At 64.7% G+C, this 24,348-nt stretch carries 21 protein-coding genes; 15 read left to right on the top strand and 6 right to left on the bottom strand.

The window, feature by feature from the left end; all coding sequences use genetic code 11:
* Window positions 1-131: 131 nt before the first annotated feature.
* Window positions 132-890, bottom strand: a complete 759-nt coding sequence (locus F9929_RS21675) for a FadR/GntR family transcriptional regulator (protein WP_152048641.1) — start codon at window positions 888-890, stop codon at window positions 132-134.
* Window positions 891-1,048: 158 nt separating this feature from the next.
* Between F9929_RS21675 and F9929_RS21680 the strand changes: the two genes are divergently transcribed.
* From F9929_RS21680 to F9929_RS21705, 6 genes are all read left to right on the top strand, one after another.
* Entirely contained in the window at window positions 1,049-2,032 is a 984-nt protein-coding gene (locus F9929_RS21680; protein WP_152048642.1) for an arabinose ABC transporter substrate-binding protein, read from the top strand.
* Between the two features lie 61 nt (window positions 2,033-2,093).
* Entirely contained in the window at window positions 2,094-3,608 is a 1,515-nt protein-coding gene (gene araG / locus F9929_RS21685; protein WP_152048643.1) for an L-arabinose ABC transporter ATP-binding protein AraG, read from the top strand.
* 6 nt (window positions 3,609-3,614) lie between these two features.
* Window positions 3,615-4,565, top strand: coding sequence for an L-arabinose ABC transporter permease AraH (gene araH / locus F9929_RS21690; RefSeq protein WP_152048644.1), 951 nt, complete (start codon window positions 3,615-3,617; stop codon window positions 4,563-4,565).
* A 5-nt stretch (window positions 4,566-4,570) separates the two neighbouring features.
* Window positions 4,571-5,467, top strand: a complete 897-nt coding sequence (locus F9929_RS21695; RefSeq protein ID WP_152048645.1) for an aldose 1-epimerase — start codon at window positions 4,571-4,573, stop codon at window positions 5,465-5,467.
* Window positions 5,464-6,612: a galactonate dehydratase gene (gene dgoD, locus F9929_RS21700; RefSeq protein ID WP_152048646.1), complete on the top strand. Its 1,149-nt coding sequence runs from the start codon at window positions 5,464-5,466 to the stop codon at window positions 6,610-6,612. The genes F9929_RS21695 and dgoD overlap by 4 nt, the downstream gene beginning before the upstream one ends.
* A 5-nt stretch (window positions 6,613-6,617) precedes the next feature.
* On the top strand, window positions 6,618-7,397 hold the full coding sequence (locus F9929_RS21705; protein ID WP_152048647.1) for an SDR family oxidoreductase: 780 nt from the start codon (window positions 6,618-6,620) through the stop codon (window positions 7,395-7,397).
* Window positions 7,398-7,598: 201 nt separating this feature from the next.
* On the opposite strand, the gene F9929_RS21710 is transcribed toward F9929_RS21705, so the two are convergent.
* Window positions 7,599-8,624 (bottom strand): LacI family DNA-binding transcriptional regulator, encoded by a 1,026-nt coding sequence (locus tag F9929_RS21710; protein ID WP_152048648.1) that lies wholly within the window; start codon window positions 8,622-8,624, stop codon window positions 7,599-7,601.
* A gap of 171 nt (window positions 8,625-8,795) precedes the next feature.
* Between F9929_RS21710 and F9929_RS21715 the strand changes: the two genes are divergently transcribed.
* The 7 genes from F9929_RS21715 (at window position 8,796) to F9929_RS21745 (ending at window position 17,236) form a co-directional block, all read left to right on the top strand.
* Window positions 8,796-10,043, top strand: a complete 1,248-nt coding sequence (locus F9929_RS21715) for an ABC transporter substrate-binding protein (RefSeq protein ID WP_152048649.1) — start codon at window positions 8,796-8,798, stop codon at window positions 10,041-10,043.
* Between the two features lie 46 nt (window positions 10,044-10,089).
* Complete coding sequence (locus F9929_RS21720) at window positions 10,090-11,016, top strand: carbohydrate ABC transporter permease (protein WP_152048671.1); 927 nt, start codon at window positions 10,090-10,092, stop codon at window positions 11,014-11,016.
* Window positions 11,013-11,867: a carbohydrate ABC transporter permease gene (locus tag F9929_RS21725; protein ID WP_152048650.1), complete on the top strand. Its 855-nt coding sequence runs from the start codon at window positions 11,013-11,015 to the stop codon at window positions 11,865-11,867. The genes F9929_RS21720 and F9929_RS21725 overlap by 4 nt, the downstream gene beginning before the upstream one ends.
* Window positions 11,868-11,885: 18 nt before the next feature.
* A complete protein-coding gene (locus F9929_RS21730) occupies window positions 11,886-13,832 on the top strand; it encodes a glycoside hydrolase family 127 protein (RefSeq protein WP_152048651.1) in 1,947 nt (648 codons plus the stop codon).
* Between the two features lie 12 nt (window positions 13,833-13,844).
* Window positions 13,845-14,945: an ABC transporter ATP-binding protein gene (locus F9929_RS21735; RefSeq protein ID WP_152048652.1), complete on the top strand. Its 1,101-nt coding sequence runs from the start codon at window positions 13,845-13,847 to the stop codon at window positions 14,943-14,945.
* Window positions 14,946-14,988: 43 nt separating this feature from the next.
* On the top strand, window positions 14,989-16,341 hold the full coding sequence (locus F9929_RS21740) for an alpha/beta fold hydrolase (RefSeq protein ID WP_152048653.1): 1,353 nt from the start codon (window positions 14,989-14,991) through the stop codon (window positions 16,339-16,341).
* A 262-nt stretch (window positions 16,342-16,603) separates the two neighbouring features.
* On the top strand, window positions 16,604-17,236 hold the full coding sequence (locus F9929_RS21745; protein WP_152048654.1) for a tyrosine-type recombinase/integrase: 633 nt from the start codon (window positions 16,604-16,606) through the stop codon (window positions 17,234-17,236).
* Window positions 17,237-17,427: 191 nt separating this feature from the next.
* Here the strand turns inward: F9929_RS21745 and F9929_RS21750 are convergent, their stop codons facing one another.
* Together F9929_RS21750 and F9929_RS21755 are read right to left on the bottom strand one after the other, a co-directional pair.
* Window positions 17,428-18,600: a Gfo/Idh/MocA family protein gene (locus tag F9929_RS21750; protein ID WP_152048655.1), complete on the bottom strand. Its 1,173-nt coding sequence runs from the start codon at window positions 18,598-18,600 to the stop codon at window positions 17,428-17,430.
* A gap of 17 nt (window positions 18,601-18,617) precedes the next feature.
* Window positions 18,618-19,541, bottom strand: coding sequence for a TIM barrel protein (locus F9929_RS21755; RefSeq protein ID WP_152048656.1), 924 nt, complete (start codon window positions 19,539-19,541; stop codon window positions 18,618-18,620).
* A gap of 99 nt (window positions 19,542-19,640) precedes the next feature.
* Here F9929_RS21755 and F9929_RS21760 point away from each other — a divergent pair, with 99 nt between their 5' ends.
* Complete coding sequence (locus tag F9929_RS21760) at window positions 19,641-20,654, top strand: LacI family DNA-binding transcriptional regulator (protein ID WP_235919504.1); 1,014 nt, start codon at window positions 19,641-19,643, stop codon at window positions 20,652-20,654.
* Window positions 20,655-20,965: 311 nt separating this feature from the next.
* Here F9929_RS21760 and bdcA read toward each other — a convergent pair whose 3' ends face one another.
* On the bottom strand, window positions 20,966-21,679 hold the full coding sequence (gene bdcA, locus F9929_RS21765; protein ID WP_152048657.1) for an SDR family oxidoreductase: 714 nt from the start codon (window positions 21,677-21,679) through the stop codon (window positions 20,966-20,968).
* 74 nt (window positions 21,680-21,753) lie between these two features.
* Here bdcA and F9929_RS21770 point away from each other — a divergent pair, with 74 nt between their 5' ends.
* A complete protein-coding gene (locus F9929_RS21770; protein ID WP_152048658.1) occupies window positions 21,754-22,353 on the top strand; it encodes a TetR/AcrR family transcriptional regulator in 600 nt (199 codons plus the stop codon).
* Window positions 22,354-22,746: 393 nt separating this feature from the next.
* Here F9929_RS21770 and F9929_RS21775 read toward each other — a convergent pair whose 3' ends face one another.
* A complete protein-coding gene (locus tag F9929_RS21775) occupies window positions 22,747-24,264 on the bottom strand; it encodes an FAD-dependent monooxygenase (RefSeq protein WP_152048659.1) in 1,518 nt (505 codons plus the stop codon).
* Window positions 24,265-24,348: the final 84 nt, after the last annotated feature.

The raw sequence follows: 24,348 nt of genomic DNA on the forward strand, positions 1-24,348 counted from the left end.
GTCCGTGGTGACGAGGCGCTCGAGAACCGAGATGGAACGGTTCAGTCCGATGTCACGGCACGGCGACATCTCCTTCGGACGCTAATTGCGCGGGTATGCAAGAGTTCCAATCCACAGGCCGACAGGACTGGCTAAGGGTGAGGGGCGGAGCCTTCCTTCCCGAACATTCTCAAAAGATCGATCTGGGCGGTTTCAAGCATTTCGAAGGAAGCGGCACGCGCGGCCGCTCCATCTCGCATGCGCAAGGCCTCCACGAGGCGGCCGTGAACCTTAACCGTATGAAGATGCGACTCCACCGAGCGATTGGTGCGGTCGAGGGCGCGGGTCAGCGCGGCGTCGATGATGCCGGAAAGCTGCACGAAGACGCGGTTGCCGCTGGCGCGCAGAAGGATACGGTGGAACTCGGCGTCCGCTGCGGTGAAGGCGTCGTCCTCGCCGGGCTCTGCGTCGCGCATCGCTTCCCAAGCCGCATGAAGCGCGGTGATCTCGGCGAGGCTCGCCCGGCTCGCGGCCAGTTCCGCCGCGAAAGGCTCGATCGCGCGCCGCGCTTCGAGAACGGCCGCGAGTAGGTCGGCGTCGACGACCGCATCGCCCATCCAGTCGAGGAGGTCGGCGTCGAGAAGGTTCCACTCGACGCGCGCCCGCACCAGCGTGCCGGCGCGGGCGCGCGAGCGCACCACGCCCTTCGACTCCAAGGTTTTCAGCGCCTCGCGCACCACCGTACGGCTGATCGAAAACTCGCTGCAGAGGTCCTGCTCGCGCGGTAGGGTCGTGCCTTCTGGAAAGCGCCCTTCGACGATGCTGCGGGCGAGCGCCACGACGAAGTCGCGCCCGACCCTTGGGCGGGGTCGCGAAGCAAGGGCGCGGGCTTGTGGCTCAGCGGGCAGCATGCGCAGCGTCTCCAATCGATACCGACCGTTGTCTACCATTTCTCCTGATCGGACAACGCACGAGATAAGTCATACATTGCGGTTGACTCATCCGACTAGGCGGTCATACCAATAGGCTGCGCCATGGGAGAACGGGCGTCACCTTTCGGGAGGCACACATGAAATTCTGGAAGCAGGCGATCCTCGCCGGCGCGACCCTTCTGGTCGCTCTCGGCTCGGCGGGCGCAGAAGACGTGAAGATCGGCTTCGTCGTGAAGCAGCCCGAGGAGCCTTGGTTCCAGGACGAATGGAAGTTCGCGCAGGAGGCCGCGAAGCAGAAGGGTTTCACCCTTGTCGAGATCGGCGCCGAGGATGGCGAGAAGGTCCAGGCCGCGATCGACAATCTGGGAGCCCAGGGAGCCCAGGGCTTCATCGTCTGCACGCCGGACGTCAAGCTCGGTCCTGGCATCGTGGCCAAGGCCGCTGCCAACAACCTGAAGCTCATGACGGTGGATGATCGTCTCGTCGACGCTTCCGGCAAGGCGATCGAGGACGTGCCGCATATGGGCATTTCCGCCACCAAGATCGGTGAGGCCGTCGGCCAGGCCATCTCCGACGAAATCAAGAAACGCGGCTGGGACATGGCCAAGGTCGGAGCGGTCAAAGTCTCCTACGACCAGTTGCCGACTGCCGTCGATCGCGTCACCGGCGCAACGTCGGTGCTGGAAAAGAACGGCTTCCCTGCCGCCAACATCTTCAACGCGCCGCAGGCCAAGACAGACACCGAAGCCGCTCTCAACGCCGCGACGACAGTTATCAACGCCCATCCCGAGATCCAACACTGGGTCGCGGTCGGCCTCAACGACGAGGCGGTGCTGGGTGCGGTGCGTGCGACGGAAAGCGTGGGCGTGCCCGCCGCGAACGTCATCGGCGTCGGCATCGGCGGCGCGGAATCGGCGATCAACGAGTTCAAGAAGCCGAGCCAGACCGGCTTCTACGGCACGGTCATCATCTCGCCGAAACGCCACGGCTACGAGACCGCGCTGAACATGTACGAATGGATCGCGAACGGCAAGGAGCCGGAAAAGCTGATCCTGACGAGTGGGCAGCTTGCGACGCGCGCAGACTACGAGGCCGTCCGCAAGGACCTCGGCATCCAGTAAGCGCGTCCTAAGGTCCGGCGGAGCGCAACGCCCGCCGGACGCACCGCGTCGAGGACCATCCATGGCCTTTCTTGAATTCTCCGGACTCTCGAAGTCCTATCCGGGCGTGCGCGCCATGACGGATGTCAGTTTCGCGGTTCCCGCCGGCCAGGTGCACGGCTTGATGGGCGAGAACGGCGCCGGCAAGTCGACGCTGATCCGCATTCTGTCGGGTGACACGAAGGCTGACGAGGGGACGATCCATGTCGGTGGCGCCCAGCAGCAGTTCTCCTCGGCGCGCGACGCCATCGACGCGGGCGTCGTTGTCGTCCACCAGGAACTTCAGCTCGTCCCGAACCTGTCGGTCGCCGAGAACCTTCGGCTCGGCCGCTTTCCCGCCCGCGCGGGCGTCGTGGATTTTCGCGCGCTGTACGAGACGGTCGGCGCGACGCTTCGCGAGATCGGCGTCGAGATCGATCCGCGCGCCAAGGTCGCGAACCTTTCGATCGGCGAACGGCAGATGGTGGAGATCGCCAAGGCCGTGATGACCGACGCGCGCGTCATCGCGCTCGACGAGCCGACCTCCTCGCTGTCCTCGCGCGAAAGCGAGATCCTGTTCCGCCTGATCGGCCGCCTGCGCAATGCCGGCAAGGTGATCCTCTACGTTTCGCACCGGCTCGATGAGATCTTCCGGCTTTGCGACGGTTGCACCGTGCTGCGCGACGGCAAGCTCGCCGCCCATCACCCGACGATGGAGGGCGTGACTCGAGAAAGGCTCGTTTCCGAGATGGTGGGACGCGAGATCTCCGACATCTGGGGCTGGCGACCGCGTGATGCCGGAAGCGCGCGCCTGTCCGTCGAGGGCCTTTCCGGCGCCCGCGTGCCCGAACCGCAGAGTTTCCAGGCGCGGGCGGGTGAAATCCTCGGCTTCTTCGGCCTCGTCGGCGCGGGGCGCTCGGAACTGATGCGCCTCGTCTACGGCGCCGATGCCGCGAAGGCAGGCCATGTACGCGTCGACGGGGAGGCGCTGTCGCCGGTGACGCCTCGCCGTGCGATCCGCGCCGGCCTCGTTCTTTGCCCGGAGGACCGCAAGGCCGACGGCATCGTGCAGGGGCGCTCGGTGGCCGAGAACATCGCCATCTCGTCCCGCCGCCACCATTCGCCCTTCGGCATGGTGCGCCCCGGACGCGAGGCCGAGACGGCGGACCGCTTCATCGCATCCTTGCGCATCCGAACGCCTTCGCGCCGCCAGGACATCGTGAACCTGTCGGGCGGCAACCAGCAGAAAGTGATTCTCGCCCGCTGGCTTTCCGAACCTCATGTGAAGGTGCTGATCGTCGACGAGCCGACGCGCGGCATCGATGTCGGCGCCAAATCCGAAATCTACGAGATCCTCTATGCGCTCGCCGAGAAGGGCATTGCCGTCGTCGTCGTGTCCAGCGAGCTGCCGGAAGTGATCGGCATCTGCGACCGCGTCCTCGTGATGTGCGAACGGCGGATCGCGGCGGAATTCAACCGCGCCGAACTCTCCGAAGCCGTCCTTCTCGCCGCCGCCCTGCCTGACCGGGCGACGCCCCGCTTCGCCAAAAAGGCCTGACGCTCCATGACCGCCAAGATCAAGCGCATCCTTCTCGGCGAACAAGGCCTCCTCGTCCTCTTCGTTCTCGCCTTCGCCGTTGTTTCCCTCACCGTCCCGAACTTCCTGACCGAGCGCAATATTCTCGGTCTTCTCCAGTCGGTGGTGACGATCGGCATCGTCGCCTGCACCATGATGTTCTGCCTTGCCTCGCGCGACTTCGATCTTTCCGTCGGCTCGATCGTCGCCTTTGCCGGCATGGTCGCGGTGATGGTGTCGAACGAAACGGGTTCGATCCCGCTCGGCCTCCTCGCGGCGCTCGTGGCCGGCACCTTCGTCGGCTTCGTCAACGGCGTCGTGATCGCCAAGCTCCACATCAACGCGCTGATCACGACGCTCGCCACCATGCAGATCGTGCGCGGCCTCGCCCTTATCGCCTCCGACGGACGCGCGGTCGGCATCAACGATCCTGCCTTCTACTCGCTGGCGCTCAGCCGCTTTTTCGGCATCCCGACGCCGGTCTGGATCATGGCGATCCTTTTCGCCATCTTCGCCTTCGTGCTCAACCGCACGGTCTTCGGGCGCAATACGCTCGCGATCGGTGGCAACCCCGAAGCCTCGCGCCTTGCCGGCGTCGACGTCGACTGGGGCCGCATCGGCATCTTCGCGTTGCAGGGGCTCGTCTGCGGGGTGGCGGGCATCCTCCTGGCCTCGCGCATCACCAGCGGTCAGCCGAACGCGGCGACGGGGCTGGAACTTTCCGTGATCTCGGCCTGCGTCCTCGGCGGCGTGTCGCTCGCGGGTGGTCGCGCAACGATGAGCGGCGTCATCGTCGGCGTCCTGATCCTTGGCATCGCCGAGAACGCGATGAACCTCCTCAACATCCAGGCCTTCTATCAATATGTCGTGCGCGGCCTGATCCTGCTTTTCGCCGTTCTCCTCGACAACCTGCGCTCGCGCGCGCTCGGCCGGCGCTGACGCCCATGACCGTCCTCCCCCTTTCGGCGGACGGGATCGAGGCCCGCGTTTCGACGCGCGGCGGGCGCGTCCTCGCCCTCCGCTGGCACGGAAACGGGGGCGATCCTCTGCCTCTCCTTTGCGAAGCCGTGGAAGGTGCCTCGCCGGGCGATCGCTCCGCGTTTCCGCTCGTACCCCTTGCCAACCGCCTTGCGGGCAACGCCTTCCGCTTCGGCGACGTCCTTCACAGGTTCGCGCCCAACACCGGGGACCCGTCCTATCTCCACGGCGATGGCTGGCTCGGCGACTGGCATGTCGAGGAGGCGGGAAAGGCCGCCCTTTCCCTTGTATTGCGTCACGAGGCCGGCCCCTATCGATACGAGGCGCGCCAAGAGTTCGCCATTGACGATGCGACGTTCCGTCTCACGCTGGTGGTCGAGAACCATGGGCAGACGCCGATGCCCTTCGGTCTGGGCTGGCACCCCTTCCTCCCGCGCACGCCGCAAACGCGGCTGCGTTGCCGTGCCGGAGGCTTCCGGACGGAAGAACCGGGCCGCCTTCCTGGCCAAGCGGCTCCGCTGCCGAATGACCTCGACTTCGCGGCGCCAATGCCCCTGCCGGCGCGCTGGGTCAATAACGGCCTGGAAGACTGGGACGGGATGGTCAGCATTCTTTGGCCCGAACATGGCGCCGGGCTCGTGATCTCCGCCGATCCCGTCTTCGCCCACGCCTTCCTGTTCCTGCCGGACCGCGGCTCCGCTCCGGCTCTCGATTGGTTCTGCTTCGAGCCGATGACGCACCGTGCCGGCGCACATGGTCACATGGACGGCGGCGGCCTCGTCGTCCTCCAGCCGCGAGCGAGCCTGTCGGGCACTCTGCGCCTCACCCCCATCGCTCATTTTGCGGGGATCGCCAGCCCATGAAGATCACCAATCTCTCTACTTTCCTCGTGCCACCGCGCTGGTTGTTTCTGAAGATCGAGACCGACGAGGGTGTCACCGGCTGGGGCGAGCCGGTGGTGGAAGGACGGGCGCAAACAGTCGAAACGCTGGTGCACGAACTCGCCGACTATCTTATCGGCAAGGACCCCTTCCTGATCGAAGACCATTGGACTGTTCTTTACCGCGGCGGCTTCTATCGCGGCGGCGCGATCCATATGAGCGCGCTCGCCGGCATCGATCAGGCGCTTTGGGACATCAAGGGCAAGGCGATGGGACAGCCCGTCCATCAGCTTCTCGGTGGACGCTGCCGCGACCGCATCAAGGTCTACTCCTGGGTCGGGGGCGACCGGCCGGCGGATGTGGCGATGAGCGCCCGGCAGGCCGTGGCGAGCGGGTTCGAGGCCCTGAAGCTCAATGGCTGCGAGGAACTGCAGATCGTTGACACCCATGCGGCGATCGACCGGGCGGTGGAGGTGATCGCGACGGTTCGCGAAGCGGTCGGCCCTCACATCGGCATCGGTGCCGACTTCCACGGGCGCGTCCACAAGCCGATGGCCAAGGTTCTCGCCAAGGAGTTGGAACCGTACCGATTGATGTTCATCGAGGAGCCGGTGCTGTCGGAGCATCACGAGGCGCTGCGCGAGATCGCCAACCACTGCTCGGTGCCGATCGCGCTCGGCGAGCGCCTTTATTCGCGCTGGGATTACAAGGGTGTTCTTCAGGACGGCGTCGTCGACATCATCCAGCCCGACGTTTCCCATGCCGGCGGCATCACCGAATGCCGCAAGATCGCGTCGATGGCGGAAGCCTTCGACGTCGCACTCGCCCCTCATTGCCCGCTCGGCCCCATCGCGCTCGCCGCCTGCCTTCAACTCGACGCGGTGAGTCAGAACGCCTTCATTCAGGAACAGAGCCTCGGCATCCACTACAACGAGGGCAGCGATCTCCTCGACTACGTCACGAACCGGGAGGCTTTCGCTTACAAGGACGGTTTCGTCGCGATTCCCGACGGGCCGGGCCTCGGCATCGAGGTGAACGAGGAGCATGTCGTCGAGATGGCGAAAATCGGCCACCGCTGGCGCAACCCCGTCTGGCGGCACGCCGACGGCTCCTTCGCGGAGTGGTGAGACCCATGGGCGGCAGGCTTTCTGGCAAGCGCATCATGATCACCGGCGCGGCGCAAGGCATCGGCCTCGCCATCGCCAAGGCCTGTCATGCGGAGGGAGCCGCGCTTCTTCTCCTCGACCGCGACGCCGCGCTGCTTGCGGTGGAAGCGGACCGCCTGAGGCAGAACGGGGCGCGGCTCGTCCACGCTGCGGTCGACATCACCGACGCGGATGGCATCACTCGGACCGTTGCGGACGCTGCCGAAAAGATCGGCCCGATCAACGCCCTCGTGAACAATGCGGGTATCAACGTCTTCACCGAACCGCTAGCGATGGAGGACGCGGACTGGGAGCGCTGCTTCGACGTGAACCTGAAGGGCGCCTGGAACTGTTGCCGCGCCGTCCTGCCTGAACTGATCGAGATGGGCGGCGGGGCGATCCTCAACATCGCCTCCACTCACGCCTTCACCATCATCCCCCACACCTTCCCTTATCCCCTCGCCAAGCACGCGCTTCTCGGCATGACCAAGGCGCTTGGGCTCGAATATGCTGCAAAGGGCATCCGGGTGAACGCGCTGGCGCCGGGCTATGTGGCCACGCAGAAGGTGCACGACTACTGGAACTCGTTCCCCGACCCCGAGGCGGCGAAGGCTGCCACCTTGGCGCTGCATCCCGGCAAACGAATCGCGAGCCCCGAGGAGATCGCGCTTGCCGCAGTCTTCATGATCTCGGACGAGTGCCCCTTCATGAACGCCACCTGCCTCACCATCGACGGCGGCCTCAGCGTGCAGCAGCATCCGAGTTAGTCATGATCGACAGTTCTCAGGGCTCCGATGACGACCACTCTGCATAACAGCGCGATGTCTGCTTTTCGCCTGCCCTTCCTCCGATGCGGACCGGCCGTTTCCGGCCCGATCCAGCGTTCACCAAGGATGTATCGTCGAGAAACCTCAGTATCGCACCTGAACACGTATTGGACCGCGCCAGAAACTCAATTTGCCATTTGATCAGTAAGGCGCGTCCTTTGTCGCTCCGCTTGAATGACGCAACACGAGACTGCAGGGCATACGGGTGATACCGAACGGTACAGGTTCGCTGCGGCAAAGGGCAAGGATCGCTTCTCCGACACGTCGGCCAAGCGCCTTCAGTTCCATGTCGATCGTGGAAAGCGGCGGGCGGGTCTGACGCGAAACGACTTCCCAATTGTCGAATCCCATCACCGCCACATCGCTCGGAACCCGGACGCCCCGGTCGCGTAGAGCGTCGATCACGCCCCGCGCGATCTCGTCGCTCCCACAGAAAACGGCATCGGGCTTGGCGCCCGGTCCGGCGAACAGTTTCTCCACGGCCTCCCGGCCCCATTCCTCCGTCCATTCCCCTGACAGGACGTCGGCGTTCGCCCCGATCAGGCCGCGATAAACGCTCGCTCGGCGACGAACCGCAAGATAGTCCATCGGACCCGTGACATGAACGACGCGTTTGCGCCCGAGCGCCATGAGATGGTCCACCGCGAGCCGGGCTCCCTGCTCATCGTCGGGCACAAACGAAACCCGATCGGCGGGACCTTCCGAGAACGCGTGAACCACTGGAATCGGCAGGTCGGCCAACGCCGGCGGTGGCGGCAGATCGATGCGCGTCGCCGTGAAAATCAGCCCATCCACCTGCTTGTCGAGCAACGCCTCCAAATGAAGCCGGGCGAGGCGCGGATCGTTGTTGGTTGGGCAGAGGAACACTGAAACGCCCTCGTCGAGAAGCGCTTCCGACACGCCGGCGGTCATCGGCAGCGTCAGGCGGCCATAGGTGTCGTTCGTCAGGATGCCGACCGTGTGACTGCGCCGGCTGACGAGACTGCGGGCAAGGGCGTTGGGCCGGAAGCCGATCTCCTTGGCGATGCGCCGCACGCGCTCACGTGTTTCGGGGCTCGTGCGCCCGATGTCGTTCAGGGCGTTCGAAGCTGTCGAAACGCTGACCCCGGCTGCCGAAGCGACATCGCGGATCGTTTGTCTGCGCGGCCCATCGTCGAAAGAATTCATGTCGTCCGCCGCTTGCGTGCTAAAACCTTTTAGCATAGCTTTTCGAATTGCTGGAACGTTTTAGCAAACAGGACTGAAGGTGATAAGGCCTGTTTGTCCGAGTGCTGCTCCGCGCCTGCGCGCTTGCCATCGCCGCCTGACCAGAAGCCAGCAACCGAGGGGGAATTTTCGATGCCGAAGACCACAGGTGCATTTGTCTCGTTGATGATGCTTCTTTCCTCGACCGCCCTTGCCGGCGCGGAGGAGGCGACGCTCTGGGTTCGCACGTCCTCGGCGCCCGTGCTCGAGGGTCTCGCCCAACGCTACAACGCCGCACATTCCGACAAGATCACGGTCACCGCCATCACGGCCGAGCAGATGGTGCCCAAACTCGGCGCGGCGCTGGCCGGCGGAACACCCCCGGACGGTGCGGTGCTCGACCTCATCTACATGCCGACCTTCGCTGCAAACGAGAGCCTCGAGGACATCACCGATTTCGTGAAGAGCCGGCCCTATGCCAACGCCATGAGCCCTTCGCATATCCGCCTCGCGACATACGAAGACAAGATCTACGGCGTGCCCGCCCTGCCGGATGCCTCCATCATCGCCTACAACACCGATCTCTTCCAGAAAGCCGGGCTCGATCCCGCCAAAGCTCCCGCATCGCTGGAGGAACTTGCGGCGGATGCCAAGAAGATCGCGGCGCTCGGCAACGAGACCTACGGCTTCTATTTCGTCGCCAACTCGGGAAGCTGGCTGATCTACGACTTCCTGCCCCATCTCTGGGCGGCGGGCGCCGACATCCTCAGCCCCGACGGGCGCGAGGCGACCGTCGACACACCCGCACTGCGCGAGACGATCGCGGCCTATCGCGAGATGTGGAAGAACAAGGCTATCCATCCGACCTCGCGCTCGGGCAACGGCAACAACGCGGTGGAAGCCTTCGCTTCCGGCAAGGTCGGCATTCTGATGACCGGCTCCTATATCGTGAACCTTCTGACCTCCAAATATCCGGATGTGAAGTTCGCCGTCGCGCCGATCCCCGGACCGAAGGGCGGCGAATCGAGTTTCGCGGGCGGCGACACGCTCGCGCTGATGGCGGGCGTCGGCGAGGAGAAGAAGCGCGTCGTTCTGGATTTCGTGGACTTCTACATGGCGCCCGAGAACCAAGTCTACATCACGAAGGAGTCCGGCATGCCGTCCCGCACGGATCTGGCGGCCGATGCCTATGCAAGCTTCGACAAGCGCAACCTCGTCGCCTACGACATCCTCACCAAGGCCCGCACCCCCTACACCTTTTCGTCCGACGAACTCTTCGTGAGCCGTACGGGCCCGTTCGTGAACCTCATCCAGGAAGCGGTCTTCGGCGAGGACGTGGACGGCGCCATCAAGCGAGCGCAAGACGACTTCAGCAAGGTCCTGAAACGCACCAACCCCTGACGCCAGGGTCGCGAACGAGGGGCGGAGGGAACCGAGCGTGTCGATCATCGCCGCAGCCACGGAAAAGCGGGCGCGACGCGGGAGCGTTAAGGAGGATTCCGAGCCGCATGGCTGGCTCGGTCTTGCCTTCGTCCTGCCGAGCCTCGCCTTCATCCTCCTTCTCTTCCTCATACCGCTCGCGATGGCGGTCTGGATGAGCTTCCACAATTGGCCGCTTCTCGGGAGGGTGCGCTTCGTCGGTTTGGCGAACTACGCCGAACTGATGGGCGACATGCAGTTCTGGCATTCGCTCGGCTTCACGGCGCTCTACACGGTGCTCGTCACGGTCGCGATCATGGCCGTGGCGTTGCCGCTCGCGCTTTTGGTCGACCGCCCGCTGCGGATGGCCGGTTTCTTCCGCACGATCTACTTCATGCCGGTCGTGGTCGGCTTCGGCGCGGCCTCGACGCTCTGGATGTGGCTTCTGAACCCCGACAACGGCGTCTTCGCCGAGCTTCTGCGCGGCCTCGGCCTCATCGATTCCGCGCCCCGCCCGCTCGAAAGCTTCTGGCCGGCGCTCGGCGTCATCATCCTGATGGTGGTCTGGAAGACGGCGGGCTTCACCATGGTGATCCTTCTGACCGGTCTCCAGAGCATTCCGAACGACGTGATCGAGGCGGCCAAGATCGACGGGGCGCGGCCGCTCGCGCGGCTGCGGCGCATCACGCTGCCCTTGATGCGCAACTCCATCCTCCTCGCCCTTGTTCTGAACGTCACCTCGTCCATGCTCGCCTTCGACCAGTTCTTCATCGTGACGCAGGGCGGCCCAAACAATTCCACCATCTCGGCGGTGTTCTCGATCTACCTCGCCTCCTTCTCATCCTACCGCCTCGGCTACGGCGCGGCGATGTCCTTCGTCCTGCTCGTCGTCCTCGTCGCCCTTTCGTCGGTGCAGCTTGCCTTCATGCGTCAGCGCCCGGAGGACAGCCGATGAGTTCCACCGACGCCGCGCCCGGCGAACGGGCACGCTTTTTCGGCTTCGTTATCGCCGCCGGGCTCGTCGCGCTGTTCTTCCTGATGCCCCTCGTCTGGTCCTTGGCCAATTCCTTCAAGCCGGCGGCCGATGCGCTGGCGAATCCCGCGGCCTTGTTTTCCAGAGCCTTCTCGCTCGAAAACTATCGCCGCCTCGAAGGCGTCGGGGCGGGTTGGACGAGTTATGCGACGAACTCCGTTCTTCTCGCGCTCGGCACGGTGGTGATCACCGTCCTCGTTTCGGTGCCCGCCGGCTACGGTTTCTCGAAGTTCCGCTTCCCCGGCCAGACCGCGCTCTTCGTCGCGATCATGGCGACGATGATGATCCCGTTCCAGTCGATCCTGACGCCGCTCTTCCTGATCATGAAGCTGCTGCGCCTTCAGAACAGCCTCTTCGGCCTCGTCCTGATCTACGTGACCTTCCAACTCCCCTTCTCGATCTTCATGATGCGAAACGCCTTCGACGCGGTGCCGCGCGCCCTGATCGAGGCGGCGCGGATCGACGGGGCGAGCCAATGGACGATCCTGCGGCGGATCATGCTGCCGATCGCTCTGCCGGGCGTCGCCACCGTCGCGATGTTCGCCTTTCTCAATTCCTGGAACGAGTTCCTGGCGGCGCTGATCTTCCTGTCCGACCAGAACAAGTTCACACTGCCGATCATGCTGGTGAACGTCTCGTCCGGCATCTACGGCATCATCGACTGGGGTGCGCTCCAGGCCGGCATCACGGTGTCGATGGCGCCCTGCATCGCCCTCTTCCTTCTTCTGCAACGCTACTACGTGCGCGGGCTGACCGCCGGCGCGGTGAAGTAGCCTCCGCAAGGAAACGCCATGTCCTCCCTGCCGAAATCCGTGGCGCCCGCCGCATCTGGCGCGCACCAGCGCTTCGTGCCTGTCGATCACACCAAGGTCGCCTTCCCGGGCGGCTTCTGGGAAAGCTGGACCCGCACCGCCCGCGAGGTCACGGTTCCCTCGCAATACCGGCGGCTCGAGGAAGAAGGCTTCCTGGAAGTGCTCGACTTCGGCAAGCCGCCCGCGCCCCTCGTTCGCCCGATCCAGCCGAGCGGGCTGTCGATGCAGCACTTCTTCGATTCCGACTTCGGCAAGTGGATCGAGGCGGCGAGCTATACGCTGAAGACTCATCCCGATCCCGACCTCGAGGCCAAGATCGACGGCATCGTGGAAAAGCTCGAACAGGGTCAGATGGCGGACGGTTATCTCAACTCCTGGTTCATCCGCCGCGAGCCGGAAAAGCGCTGGACGAACCTGCGCGATCTCCATGAGATGTATTCCATGGGCCACCTCCTAGAGGGGGCGGTCGCCTATTTCGAGGCGACCGGCAAGCGGCGCTTCCTCGACGTGATGATCCGTGCCGTCGACCACATCATCGACACCTTCGGGCCGGAGCCGGACAAGCTTGCCGGCTATGATGCGCACGAGGAGATCGAGCTGGCGCTGGTGAAGCTCTGGCGCGTCACCGGCGATCCGCGCCACCTGAAGCTTGCCACTTGGTTCGTCGACGAGCGCGGGCAGATGCCTTCCTATTACGATGGGGAAGCGCGCCGGCGCGGCGAGGACCCCGCAACCTACATCTACCAGACCTATGCCTACAGCCAGGCTCACGAGCCGGTGCGCGAGCAGCGGGAGGTCGTCGGCCACGCCGTGCGGGCGATGTATCTTTTCTCCGCCATGGCGGACCTGTCGCACGAGAACGACGATCCGGCGTTGAAGGCGGCCTGCGACCGGCTGTTCGACAACCTGACCGGACGCCAGCTCTATGTCACGGGCGGTCTCGGGCCGTCGGCGTCCAACGAGGGCTTCACCCGCGCCTTCGACCTGCCGAACGAGACGGCCTATGCCGAAACCTGCGCGGCGGTCGCGCTTGGCTTCTGGACGCACCGCATGGCGCAGACCGATCTCGACCGGCGGTTCACAGACCGGCTGGAAACGGTCCTCTACAACGGCGCCCTGTCCGGCATCGCGCGCGACGGCGAGCATTACTTCTACGAGAACGTCCTTGAAAGCCACGGCCAGCACCGGCGATGGAAATGGCACTACTGCCCCTGCTGCCCGACCAACATCGCGCGGATGCTGACCTCGCTCGGCCAGTATTTCTATTCCGCCAAGAAGGACGAGCTCGCCGTCCACCTTTACGGGGAAAACACGGCCGAACTCGATATCGGAGGCCGCTTCGTGCGGCTGCGCCAGGAAACGCGCTATCCGTGGGACGGCGACGTGGCGCTTGCCCTGACCCTGGAGAATCCGGCGACCTTCACGTTCACCTTGCGCATTCCCGGCTGGTGCCGGGAAGCAAGCGTGAGCGTCAACGGCGAAACCGTTGATCTCGGCGCGGCATGCGTGAAGGGCTACGCATCGATCACGCGCGAATGGCGGAACGGGGACGAGATCCGCCTGTCCTTTGCGATGCCGGCCGAGCGCCTCTACGCCCATCCGGCGGCGGGCGAGGACGCGGGCCGCGTCGCGCTCCGGCGCGGGCCGGTGGTTTATTGCGTCGAGGAGGCCGATATCGGCATCGAGCCGCAGCGCCTGCGCCTCAGTTCCGAAGCCGCACTGGAGCCGAGATTCGACGCGACGCTTCTGGGCGGCGCGGTGGTGCTGGAAGCCGAGGGGCTGGAAGCCGATGCTCAAGGATGGACGGGCGATCTTTATCGCACGACGGCTCCGGAACTTCGGCCTCGGCCGTTCCGGGCGATCCCCTATCATCTCTGGGCCAATCGCGAGACCGGCGCCATGCAGGTCTGGCTTCTGGAAGCTTGATGGAGGCGGGCGATGGCACGATTGGAACTGAAGCGGGTCGTGAAGTCCTACGGCATCTATGAAGCCGTCCGGGGCGTCGACCTCGTGATCGCGGACAACGAGTTCGTCGTCTTCGTCGGCCCGTCGGGCTGCGGCAAGTCCACGACGCTTCGCATGATCGCAGGGCTTGAACATGTCTCGAGCGGCGAGATCGTCATCGGCGACAGGATCGTGAACCGACTTCAGCCGGGCGAGCGCGACATCGCGATGGTGTTCCAGAACTACGCGCTGTACCCGCATATGACGGTCGCCGAGAACATCGCCTTCTGTCTCGAGCAACAGCGCGTCCCGAAGGGCGAGATCGGTCAGCGGATCCGCCGCGCGGCCGAGACGCTGCACATCGAAGCGCTGCTCGACCGGAAACCCGGCCAGCTTTCCGGCGGCCAGCGCCAGCGCGTCGCGATGGGGCGCGCGATCGTGCGCAATCCCAAGGTCTTTCTGTTCGACGAGCCCTTGTCCAATCTCGACGCCAAGCTTCGCGTCCAGATGCGGACCGAGATCAAGCGCCTGCATCAGTTATTTCCGACAACCACGGTCTACGTGACGCACGACCAGATCGAAGCCATGACCATGGCCGACCGCGTCGTGGTCATGAATGCGGGACTGATCGAACAATGCGGACCGCCGCAGGAGCTCTACCACCGCCCCGCGACACGCTTCGTCGCCAGTTTCATCGGTTCGCCCTCAATGAACATCCTTCCCGCTCGGCTGGAGGCCGCGGGCGACGCGCTGGTTCTCGTTCTGGCCGACGGGTCGCGCGTGTCCGTTCCGGCTGAGCGACGCGCCCGCTATGCTCCCCATGCGGGACGGGAGGTCGATTTCGGCATCCGGCCGGAGGCGATTGTTGTCCGGAGCGAACGCGCCGCCGGGGCCACGATCGAAGCGCGGGTGGATCTCATCGAGCCGCTCGGCGCCTCCACGATGATCTACTTCGACATCGCCGGACAAACGCTTTGCGCCTCCATCGACCCCGAAACCGCTCCGAGCGCCGGCACACTCATGCCGCTCGCCTTCGATATGCAGCGCATGCATCTCTTCAGTCGCGACACGGGACGCTCACTCGATGTCGAATGAAGGCCAAGAATAAGCGGGCGATCGCGCCGCGGAGACCCGTTCGATGATCCTGTCCGAATACGTCATTCCCGGCATGCGCATTCGCGATCACCGCGTCGCGGTGCCGCTGGACTGGCAGCGACCGGAGAACGGGCGCCAGATTCACGTCTTCGCGCGCGAGGTGGTGAACCCCATGCGCGACAGCGAGGCGGCGCTGCCCAAGCTCCTTTTTCTCCAAGGCGGGCCGGGCGGCAAGTCGCCCCGGCCGGCGGGTGGGCCGCCTTGGCTGAAGGAAGCGCTGAAATCCCATCGCGTCATTCTTCTCGACCAGCGCGGCACGGGACGCTCATGCCCGATCGCAGGGGTCGACATGGCGGGCTTCGAGAATGGGGAGGAGGCAGCCGATCACCTCAGCCTGTTCCGCGCCGACAGCATCGTGCGCGACGCCGAGCATCTGCGAAAGACGGTGTTCGGGAACACGAAGTGGGAAACGCTTGGGCAGAGCTACGGCGGCTTCGTCACTATTACCTACCTGTCCTTCGCCCCGGAAGGTCTTGCGGCCTGCTACGTCACGGGTGGGCTGCCGGGTCTTTCGGCCAGCGCTGAGGACGTTTATCGCCGCACTTTCCCGCGCGCCCGCGAGAAGACAAGGGCTTTCTACGAGCGCTACCCGGACGACCGTGCCCGGATCGGCCGCGTCGCCGACTTCATCGCCGCGAACGACGTCCGTCTCCCCAACGGCGACCGTCTCACCGTTCCGCGCCTCCAGATCGTCGGTATCGACCTCGGCATGGGACCGGGCTTCGAGAACGTCCACTGGCTGTTCGACGAGGCCTTCGCGGACGCCGGCGAAACGCGGCTGTCCGATCATTTCCTGGCGGAAGTGGCGCGCCTCACCTCCTACGACGGCAATCCGCTCTACACGGTGATGCAGGAGAGCATTTATGGGCAGGGCGAAGGAGCTACGGCTTGGGCGGCGTGCCGCGTCCTTGCCGAACATCCCGACTTTGCGCCGGATCATCGGCCCCTGCTCTTGCCCGGCGAAATGATCTATCCCTGGATGTTCCGGGACATCCGATCGCTGCGCGCGTTCGAGGCAGCGGCGGAAGCCCTGGCGGCGAAGCCGCGGCACGATCCGCTTTACAATGCGGATCGCCTCGCCGCGAACGAGGTCCCGCTCGCCGCCGCGGTCTATTTCGACGATCTCTATGTCGATGCGGGCTTGTCCCTGGAAACGGCGGCCGGCATCGGTAACGCGCAGGTCTGGGTGACGAACGAGTACGAGCACGACGGCGTGCGAGCTTCACCTCATGTCTTTGCCCGACTTCGTGATATGGTTCGCGAACGCGGTGGCCCGCTTCCTCCCCATATTCCGGATTACTCCTTCGGTCGTCAGCCATCCAGTGACGCGGTTTGAAACTATTCCTCAGTTAGCCTCGAAGTGCTGAAGATTGAGTCTGTCATCTCGTCCAATGACTTGTCTTAACGAGGCAGCGCTCGGTCCCCTTCGCAGCACCGAAAGCGATGGCTTGAATAAAGAGTAAGATCGAATGGCAGCTTTCTAGCAAGTTTCCCACAAAGCGGACGGACCGCTTTCGGCCCGTTTTTCAGTTTCATCCCACAAGCCGTTCGCGCAGCCTCACATTCCCGTCAGCCATGCTGGCCGTGGAAGAACGACAATGGGACATTCGACATTTGATCCGGCAACGAACGTAAGGAGAGCATGGAACGCAGGCCGAGTGGTTGGCGCCAAGCGAGCATTGAAGCTGCCACAGGTCTGGGCAATCCGCTTCTGGCTCGACCATGAAGGGCGTCTTCGCGACAGGGCGCTGTTTGATCTTGCAGTCGACAGCAAGCTACGTGGCTGTGACGTCGTGAAGGTGAAGATCGGCGACTTCGTGTCGGGTGGACGCATTCGTGCCCGCGCCATCGTTGTGCAGCGTAAGACGAAGCGGCCAGTGCAGTTCGAACTCATGGAAGCAGCACGCACGAGCCTGCTGGCATGGCTGGAGCGACGCGGCGGAACGGTCGATGACTACGCTTTTCCGAGCCGCATCGATCACTCCACTCACCTCAGCACACGGCAGTATGCTCGCCTCGTCGATGAGTGGGTGACAGCGATCGGTCTGCGAAGGGAGGACTACGGCACGCATTCGCTGCGGCGGACGAAGGCGTCGATCATATATCGGGCGACCGGCAATCTTCGTGCTGTTCAGATCCTGTTTGGTCATACCAAGATCGAAAGCACGGTGCGCTATCTCGGTGTCGACGTTGAGGATGCACTAACCCTTGCCGAGGGAATCGAGGTTTAGGATCTCCTTAGATCGCAGCATCCCGACGGGGACGGCCGCTTACGAGTCTTGTTTGCGACCGTTCCGATAGCGGCGTGGGGTAAATTAGTGCCGGTTCCCGTTTGGAGAGAGTGGCTGGTAAAGCTGGCATGCCTGACAAGGGCGTCTGTTCCCCGCGCATCCCTGAGAGCAATCCGATCGGTGCCCCGACCTCAGGCGTAATCGATCCAGACACCTCCGGCGTCCGCAGAACGCACGCAGGCCTCCACCCAGCGCACACCTTCGACGCCGGCCCGAATGTCGGGATAGCGCAGGCTGGAGAGACGGTCTCCATCACTCTGGTCCGTTGCCTCCATCGCAATGGCGAAGCGACCATAGAGATTCCCCCAAGCCTCGAAGAGTCCCTCGGGATGACCCGCGCCGATCCGGTCGTCCGCCAGCGCTGCGGCGTGGAGATAGGGCATGCCGCGTTCGATGATGCGCGCCGGCTCGCCTTGCACCTCGAAGGAGAGCTGGTTCGGCCGCTCGTCCCACCATTCGATGCTCGCCTTCGACCCGACGATGCGCACTCTCTGCCCGTGCATGGAGCCGGCATTCACCGCGCTCGACCAAACTGTGCCGATGGCGCCGTTATCGTATTCCATGAGTGTCACGGCATTGTCTTCCAGCGGCGCGCGGCTTTTCACGAAGCTCTGACGGGTGCAAAGAAGCCGCTTCACCTTCAGATGCGGCAGGATCACCTCGGAGATGTGGAAGGGATGCGTGCCGACATCGCCAAGGACATAGCTCGGCCCGGCGAAGGCCGGCGTCACCCGCCAACGCGTCGCTGGGTTTGTCTCCTCAACCGCCTGCGAATGGAAGCCGTGGGCGAACTGGAGATTGACGATGCGGATCTCGCCGAGTTCGTCCGCCTCAACCATGGCGCGCGCCTGCTCGATGAGCTGATGACCGGCATAGCCATAGGTGACGCCCACGATCTTGGCGCGCGCCTCCGACAGCGCCGCCAACTCCTTCGCTTCGGCCACGGTGAAGCAGAGCGGCTTCTCGCAGACCACGTGGATGCCGTGTTCCAAGGCGGCCTTGGCGATGGCGAAGTGGGTGTTGTTGGGCGTCGCGATCGATACCGCCTGGATGCCATGCGGCCGCGCGGCCTCGCCCGCGAACAAGGCGGCGTAATCTGGGTAACAGCGCGCAGGGTCGAGGCCGAGTTCGACGCCAAAGGCGCGACCGCGCTCTGGATCAAGGTCGAAAGCGCCTGCCACCAGTTCGAAACCCCGGTCGCGCAGCGCTGCCGATCGGTGGATGTAGCCGATCTGGCTACCGCGCCCACCACCCACCATCGCCCAGCGGATCGGAGCCGCGGTCTTCAGTTCGCCATTGATCATCGCTTCTCTCCCCTTTCTCAGAACCCAGCGGTCGTTAGGTAGTCGCGGCTCGCCTTCACGTCGGCGAGGCTGCCGCCAGCGTTGCGCGGATCGCGCTCCTGCTCGACCGTGATGAAGCCGGCATAGCCGAGGCGCGAGAGAAGCCCCCGGATCGCCGGATAGTCGATGACGCCGCGCCCGATCGGGCACATGACGCCTTGCGCGCAGGCTTCGAAGAAGCGGATGCGGGTTGCCATCACACGATCGAAGACGGTCTGGTCAATGTCCTTGAAGTGGACGTAGTCGAGGCGGTCCGCATAGCGCTCCAGCGTCTCGGCCGGATCCATGCCGGCATAGTAGGTGTGGCCCGTGTCCAGGCAGAAGCCGGCGACCTCCTTGGGCACGTCCGCGGAGATGCGCTCGATCTCGTCGGCGAACTCGATATAGCCGCCTGCATGCGGGTGGATCACGGCGCGCACGCCATATCGCGTCCGGGCGAGATCGGCGACGGCGCGGATGTTCTCGACCATGCCGGCCCATGCCTCATCGGACAGGCGCGGGGCGCGGTCCGAATGGCCGGCGGCAAAGTCGCGCTCGTCGTGGCCCCAGTCCATGACGGTGAGGTAAGGAGCGGGAAAGCGCTGGCCCTCGGTCCTGGGCGGGGGCGGCAGGCGCGTTATTAGCCCGCAGATCTCGTCGACCTGCTTGAGTAGGCTGTCACGGTTGGCGGCCGAAACGAGGTCGTCGAAGATCGTGCCGGCGACGATGAAGAGGCCTCGCGCTCGCAGTGCCTCCGATACCCGCGCCTCGTCCAGCGGTACGTAGCCGTAGGGGCCGAGCTCCAGCCCGCCGTAGTCCGCCTTCGCGGCCTCATCGAAAACGCGCTCCCAAGGCGGCAGGTTCGGGTTCGAAACGTCGTCGACGCCCCAGCAGCATGGGGCCGTCGTAATGGTGATGCTCATGGCGCTCTTGTCCTCCCGGCGCCCATTGATAGACCGGGCGAGGCCCCTTCCATGAGAGCCGATTTGATGGGATGCCATCAAGCTGCGGAGGATCGGCTCATGGGTCGCAAGGCGACGATGGCAGACGTGGCTCGGGAAGCGGGCGTGTCGCCGGCGACCGTCGACCGCGTGCTCAACGGACGCGGCGGCGTCGACACGGACAAGGAGGCACGCGTCCTCGCCGCTGCGCGCCGACTTCGGCTCGATCGGGCGCTCGCCATCCGCCCTCATCGCATGTTGCGGGTCGCGGTCCTGATCCAGGCACCGAGAAACCCTTTCCATGCCGCCTTGCGAACCGGGTTGGACACGGCGGCGCGCGTTTATGCCGATCTCAACATCCAGTTCTTTGTCCACCACATCGATCCCAACGATCCAAAGAGCACGGCGGGGATCGTCGCCCGCCAAACCATGGAAACCGATGGGCTCATCGTCACGCTGCCGGACGAGCCTCGCATAACGGAGGCCGTAGGCGCCGCCGCGGCTGCACGACCCGTGGTCACCTTCGCGACCGACCTGCCGACGAGCGGGCGCGCGGCCTATGTCGGGCCCAACGACCGCCGCGCCGGCCGCGTTGCAGGCGACTTGATGGGGCTGTTCCTGGGACCGCAGGGCGGGCGTGTGCTGTTGATCGCTGGACGCCGGGACATCTTGGGCCAGCGCTCGCGCGAGGACGGCTTCCGGCAGATCCTGGCCGAGCGCCACCCCGGCATCGACGTGGCGCCGACCGCGGAGAACGGCGAGGATGGCGAGCGGGCCGGCCGGATCGTCCTGGAAGCGCTATCGGCCGACCACGCGATCCGTGGCATCTATCACATGTCAGCCGGCGCCCAGCCCGTGGTGGCCGCGTTGCGACGGCTCGGACGCACCGACTCGACCGCCTTTATCACCCATGAGCTGACGCCGGACCGGCGCGACCTCCTGCGCGAGCGTGCCATATCGGCCGTCATCGATCAGCAGCCCGACCTCGAGGCCCGCATCGCGGTGGAAACCATGGCTCGCCTCCTCCGACGCCTGGATGGGGCCGCCGAATCCGTCGAGACCGGGTTTGCCATCCATATGCCGGAGAACGCCTGAAACGAACGCAAGGAGATTAACGTCATAAACGGGTGGAAAGCTTCCGGTCCGTTTCGGAGTAGACTTAATAAGAAATCTGCTGTTGGCAGACATCCGTGGCGACGCACCAAAGGATGGTCGATCAGAAAAGCTGAAGCCTTATCTGATTTGTGAGTATGACTGACGCGCCTAACGGAGCCGACCGACCCGATCGAGGCTGGTCAAGTCTGCTTCCCCTACAGAACCACGAAACCTAGGCACTGCAAAAGGCGACCTTTTAAAGACACGCCTAATCAAGGGAGGGGCGTGCTCGTCTCCCCTCTCAAGACGGATCAGGCGTTAAGGCCGCCATCGATCGTGTGCATGGCCCCCGTTACAAAGCCTGCTTCCGGCCCCGCGAGCCAAGCCACCATTCCCGCGATCTCCTCGGGCCGTCCGTGGCGGCGGATCACCATCATGCCGTGAAGCATATCCTTCAGCGGCCCGTCGGCCGGGTTCATGTCGGTATCGACCGGCCCAGGCTGCACCGCGTTCACGGTGATCCCCCGCGACCCGAAGTCCCGCGCCAGCCCTCGCACCATTCCCTGAACCGCCGCCTTGGTCATGTAGTAAGCCGCAAGGCCCGGGAACCCGGTCCGGTCCCTGGCATTCGAGCCGATGATGATGATCCGCCCGCCTTCCGGCATTCGCCGCGCCGCTTCCACGGCGGCATGGTAGGGCGCGTTGACGTTGATGCGGATCATCCTGTCCACCTCGTCGGCGTCGAGTTCCCCGGGGTCCCCCATCATGGCCACGCCCGCGTTCACCACCAACACATCCAGGGGTCCGCTGTCGCGCACCCGCGCGACCATCGCGTCACGGTCCGCGCTGTCCGCCATCACGGCGGTCGCCCCTGTCTCGGCCGCAATCCGCTCCGCCGCCTCGCGCGATCCGGCATAGCTGAAAGTCACCGTCGCACCATCGGCTGCGAAGCGCCTCACGATCGCTGCCCCGATTCCCCGGCTGCCGCCGAGCACCAGAACGGACTTTCCTGCAAAACCGGTCATGACGTCGTCCTTGCGATAAAAGTAAGAAGCGCTACATAAATAATCGCACGGCACCGTCAAGGAATTTTATAGCAATGACTACAGATATTCCGCGCCCTCGGGGGCGTCCCCGTCGCTTCGATCCGGACGAGGCGGTGGCGACCGCGCAAAGCCTCTTCCATGCCCGCGGCTACGACGCGGTGAGCGTTGCCGACCTCACCGCCGCTCTTGGCATCAACCCACCCAGTTTCTACGCGGCCTTCGGCAGTAAAGCCGGCCTCTACGCCCGCGTCGTCGAGCGCTACGGCGCTGCCGGAACGGTCTTCCTGGAAAAGGTTCTCAGCCCCGACCGCCCTGTTGCCGACGCTCTCGCGGCTTTGTTGGAAGCCGCCGCTCGTTTCTACTCCGCCGATCCCGTTGCGCCTGGCTGCCTCGTCATCGAGGGGGTCCGCTGCAACGATGCGCAAGCTCGCGAAACGGCCTGCACGGCCAGCGGGACGTCGCAGGACGCGATCCACGCCTTCGTCGCGTCTCAGTTTCCAGACGATGCAGCGCGCATCACGGACTACGTCGGCACGATCATGGCGGGTCTATCCGCCATGGCGCGCGCCGGTCACGGTCCCGACCGCCTCCTCGCCACCGCTCGTCTCGCCGGTACGGCGTTGGCACTGGCTTTACGGAATACGAGGGCATAGCGTTCGTCATGTTATGGGCGAAGGGCCCGTCCAGGAACGTGCAGGCTGCATGTTGGCCGACTCTGAACTCAACAGAACGGCGGTTCACACCGTTGACGCCAGTCCGCGACGCGTTCCTGAGTCGACAGCTCCTCCAGAGCCTTGCCAGAATGCAGTCCTGAAATGGCTTGGCGACGATGGCTTTACGAGACCTATCGAAACGTTTGAACGATCGCTTCAAGGGAGGGGGTGAAGGGCTCAGAATGGCGATATCGGGTCGAGTGCGCCTGGACCGCTCCCGGGCGTCTGCTTCTTTGTCGTCGATCGGCTCGACCGAGTGGTTTGCGGTCCGCCAGCTTCGGGGCGCAGGCTCTTTGAATGCGAACATTGCTTAAGCAGGTTCACCAGCCTCGATCATGTGCCGAACCATTGCGTCATAGCTTGGCCGATGGCCGCAGTGTCGGGCGCGGTGTTACCTGCCCAGGCGACGATCCCGTCCGGCCGCACCAGCACGGCTTGCAAGCCCAGCCGGTCGCGCACATCCCCCGCGACATAGTCGATCCTTACGGCTCGTCGGTCCGCTAGCGCCCGAAGCGGCGAATCGGGCACGAAGTCCAAGAGCAACCCCCTGCCATCGCGCAAGAGGCTGGAGGCTCTCCGCCCGTCGCTCAGCACGAAATCGGGAACGCTGCACCCCGCCAGCGGATGGCTACCGCCGAGATCGTAGCGGATCGAGACGCCCCACACGCGTTCAGCGAAGTAGGTAGCGCCGTCTGGCGTCTCGATCAGGTCGCGGATGATGGCTTCGAGCGCGCGCGAGCTCCGGCTCGGCCGCATCAACGCGACCTGGGCCCGCGACCAGTCGAGGACGCGAGCACCGACCGGATGCCGTTCGCGCTCATAGCTGTCGAGGAGGCCCGCCGGCGCATCACCGCGGATCGTCGCTGCCAGTTTCCAGCCGAGGTTCATCGCATCGCCGAGCCCGAGGTTGAGACCCTGCCCGCCCAGTGGCGAATGGATGTGAGCGGCGTCGCCGGCTAGCAACACGCGGCCGGTGCGATACGCGCTCGCCTGAAAGGCGCGGTCGGTCCAAGTGGTGGCGAGTTCGAGCTTGGTCACGGTGACATCGACGCCCGAAATCCGGCGCATGACCGCCTCAACGTGTTCGCGCGTGATCGGCGCGGAGCGATGGAAGGCGCCACCGTCGAAGTCGTCGATCGCGATCGTGCCGGGCGGCGTGAACAGGTACATGCCCTCCGCGGTGTAGTGGCGGCCGGGCGGGAGCGCGTCCGCGCCGGCTAAAGCGGCTTGGATGGAGTACCCCGTAAATTCAGGCTCGGTGCCCTCAAAGCCGTTGCCTGCCGCCTTGCGCACCTTGCTGCGGGCGCCGTCGCAGCCAACGAGCCAGCGACCTCGGAACGCCTGACCGCCTGACTGGACGGCAACAAACTCATCCGTCTGAGCGAAGCCTTCGACTCCCTTGCCTCTTTGGATATCTGTGCCCAATGCCCACGCGCGCTCGGCCAGTACGGCTTCGATGCTCGCCATATCAGCAGCTAGGTTGCTGACTGAGCCAGGAAGGCGATACGGCCAGCGCGCGGTGCCGATCTGGTCGTGGAAAAACTGGATACCGGCAAAATGGCCGCCCGGACGGCGCGGCTGCTTCGTCCAATGCGCTGTCCCCGGCGTGGCGCGGCTGGCTGCGCGGGCTTCAATCTCGCTCAGCAGACCGCGCCGGTCGAAGCTCTCGATCGTCGGGATCGAGAGGCCACGCAGTCCGAACGGAGCACGCTTCAAAGGTGAGGACAGATCGGGCGCCTGTTCGAGGACCAGGACAGAGCAGCCTGCTAGCGACAGCTCGCAGGCGAGGAACAGGCCGACGGGACCTGCGCCAGCGATGATCGTATCGTAAAACGTCGTCGATGCGGGCATGGTTGGGCTCCGATGTCGATGTTCGACCGGAGCGTTTCCCAAACCTGAGACCCGCACGGACGAACAAGCGGACGCATCAGTGCG

This window comes from Aureimonas psammosilenae, assembly GCF_009176975.1.
GTDB classification, from domain to species: domain Bacteria; phylum Pseudomonadota; class Alphaproteobacteria; order Rhizobiales; family Rhizobiaceae; genus Plantimonas; species Plantimonas psammosilenae.

Excerpts from the sequence above, each read along its gene's own strand:
- F9929_RS21675 (WP_152048641.1), bottom strand. The coding sequence starts at position 890 with ATGCTGCCCGCTGAGCCACAAGCCCGCGCCCTTGCTTCGCGACCCCGC.
- F9929_RS21680 (WP_152048642.1), top strand. The coding sequence starts at position 1,049 with ATGAAATTCTGGAAGCAGGCGATCCTCGCCGGCGCGACCCTTCTGGTC.
- araG (WP_152048643.1), top strand. The coding sequence starts at position 2,094 with ATGGCCTTTCTTGAATTCTCCGGACTCTCGAAGTCCTATCCGGGCGTG.
- araH (WP_152048644.1), top strand. The coding sequence starts at position 3,615 with ATGACCGCCAAGATCAAGCGCATCCTTCTCGGCGAACAAGGCCTCCTC.
- F9929_RS21695 (WP_152048645.1), top strand. The coding sequence starts at position 4,571 with ATGACCGTCCTCCCCCTTTCGGCGGACGGGATCGAGGCCCGCGTTTCG.
- dgoD (WP_152048646.1), top strand. The coding sequence starts at position 5,464 with ATGAAGATCACCAATCTCTCTACTTTCCTCGTGCCACCGCGCTGGTTG.
- F9929_RS21705 (WP_152048647.1), top strand. The coding sequence starts at position 6,618 with ATGGGCGGCAGGCTTTCTGGCAAGCGCATCATGATCACCGGCGCGGCG.
- F9929_RS21710 (WP_152048648.1), bottom strand. The coding sequence starts at position 8,624 with ATGAATTCTTTCGACGATGGGCCGCGCAGACAAACGATCCGCGATGTC.
- F9929_RS21715 (WP_152048649.1), top strand. The coding sequence starts at position 8,796 with ATGCCGAAGACCACAGGTGCATTTGTCTCGTTGATGATGCTTCTTTCC.
- F9929_RS21725 (WP_152048650.1), top strand. The coding sequence starts at position 11,013 with ATGAGTTCCACCGACGCCGCGCCCGGCGAACGGGCACGCTTTTTCGGC.
- F9929_RS21730 (WP_152048651.1), top strand. The coding sequence starts at position 11,886 with ATGTCCTCCCTGCCGAAATCCGTGGCGCCCGCCGCATCTGGCGCGCAC.
- F9929_RS21735 (WP_152048652.1), top strand. The coding sequence starts at position 13,845 with ATGGCACGATTGGAACTGAAGCGGGTCGTGAAGTCCTACGGCATCTAT.
- F9929_RS21740 (WP_152048653.1), top strand. The coding sequence starts at position 14,989 with ATGATCCTGTCCGAATACGTCATTCCCGGCATGCGCATTCGCGATCAC.
- F9929_RS21745 (WP_152048654.1), top strand. The coding sequence starts at position 16,604 with ATGGGACATTCGACATTTGATCCGGCAACGAACGTAAGGAGAGCATGG.
- F9929_RS21750 (WP_152048655.1), bottom strand. The coding sequence starts at position 18,600 with ATGATCAATGGCGAACTGAAGACCGCGGCTCCGATCCGCTGGGCGATG.
- F9929_RS21755 (WP_152048656.1), bottom strand. The coding sequence starts at position 19,541 with ATGAGCATCACCATTACGACGGCCCCATGCTGCTGGGGCGTCGACGAC.
- F9929_RS21760 (WP_235919504.1), top strand. The coding sequence starts at position 19,641 with ATGGGTCGCAAGGCGACGATGGCAGACGTGGCTCGGGAAGCGGGCGTG.
- bdcA (WP_152048657.1), bottom strand. The coding sequence starts at position 21,679 with ATGACCGGTTTTGCAGGAAAGTCCGTTCTGGTGCTCGGCGGCAGCCGG.
- F9929_RS21770 (WP_152048658.1), top strand. The coding sequence starts at position 21,754 with ATGACTACAGATATTCCGCGCCCTCGGGGGCGTCCCCGTCGCTTCGAT.
- F9929_RS21775 (WP_152048659.1), bottom strand. The coding sequence starts at position 24,264 with ATGCCCGCATCGACGACGTTTTACGATACGATCATCGCTGGCGCAGGT.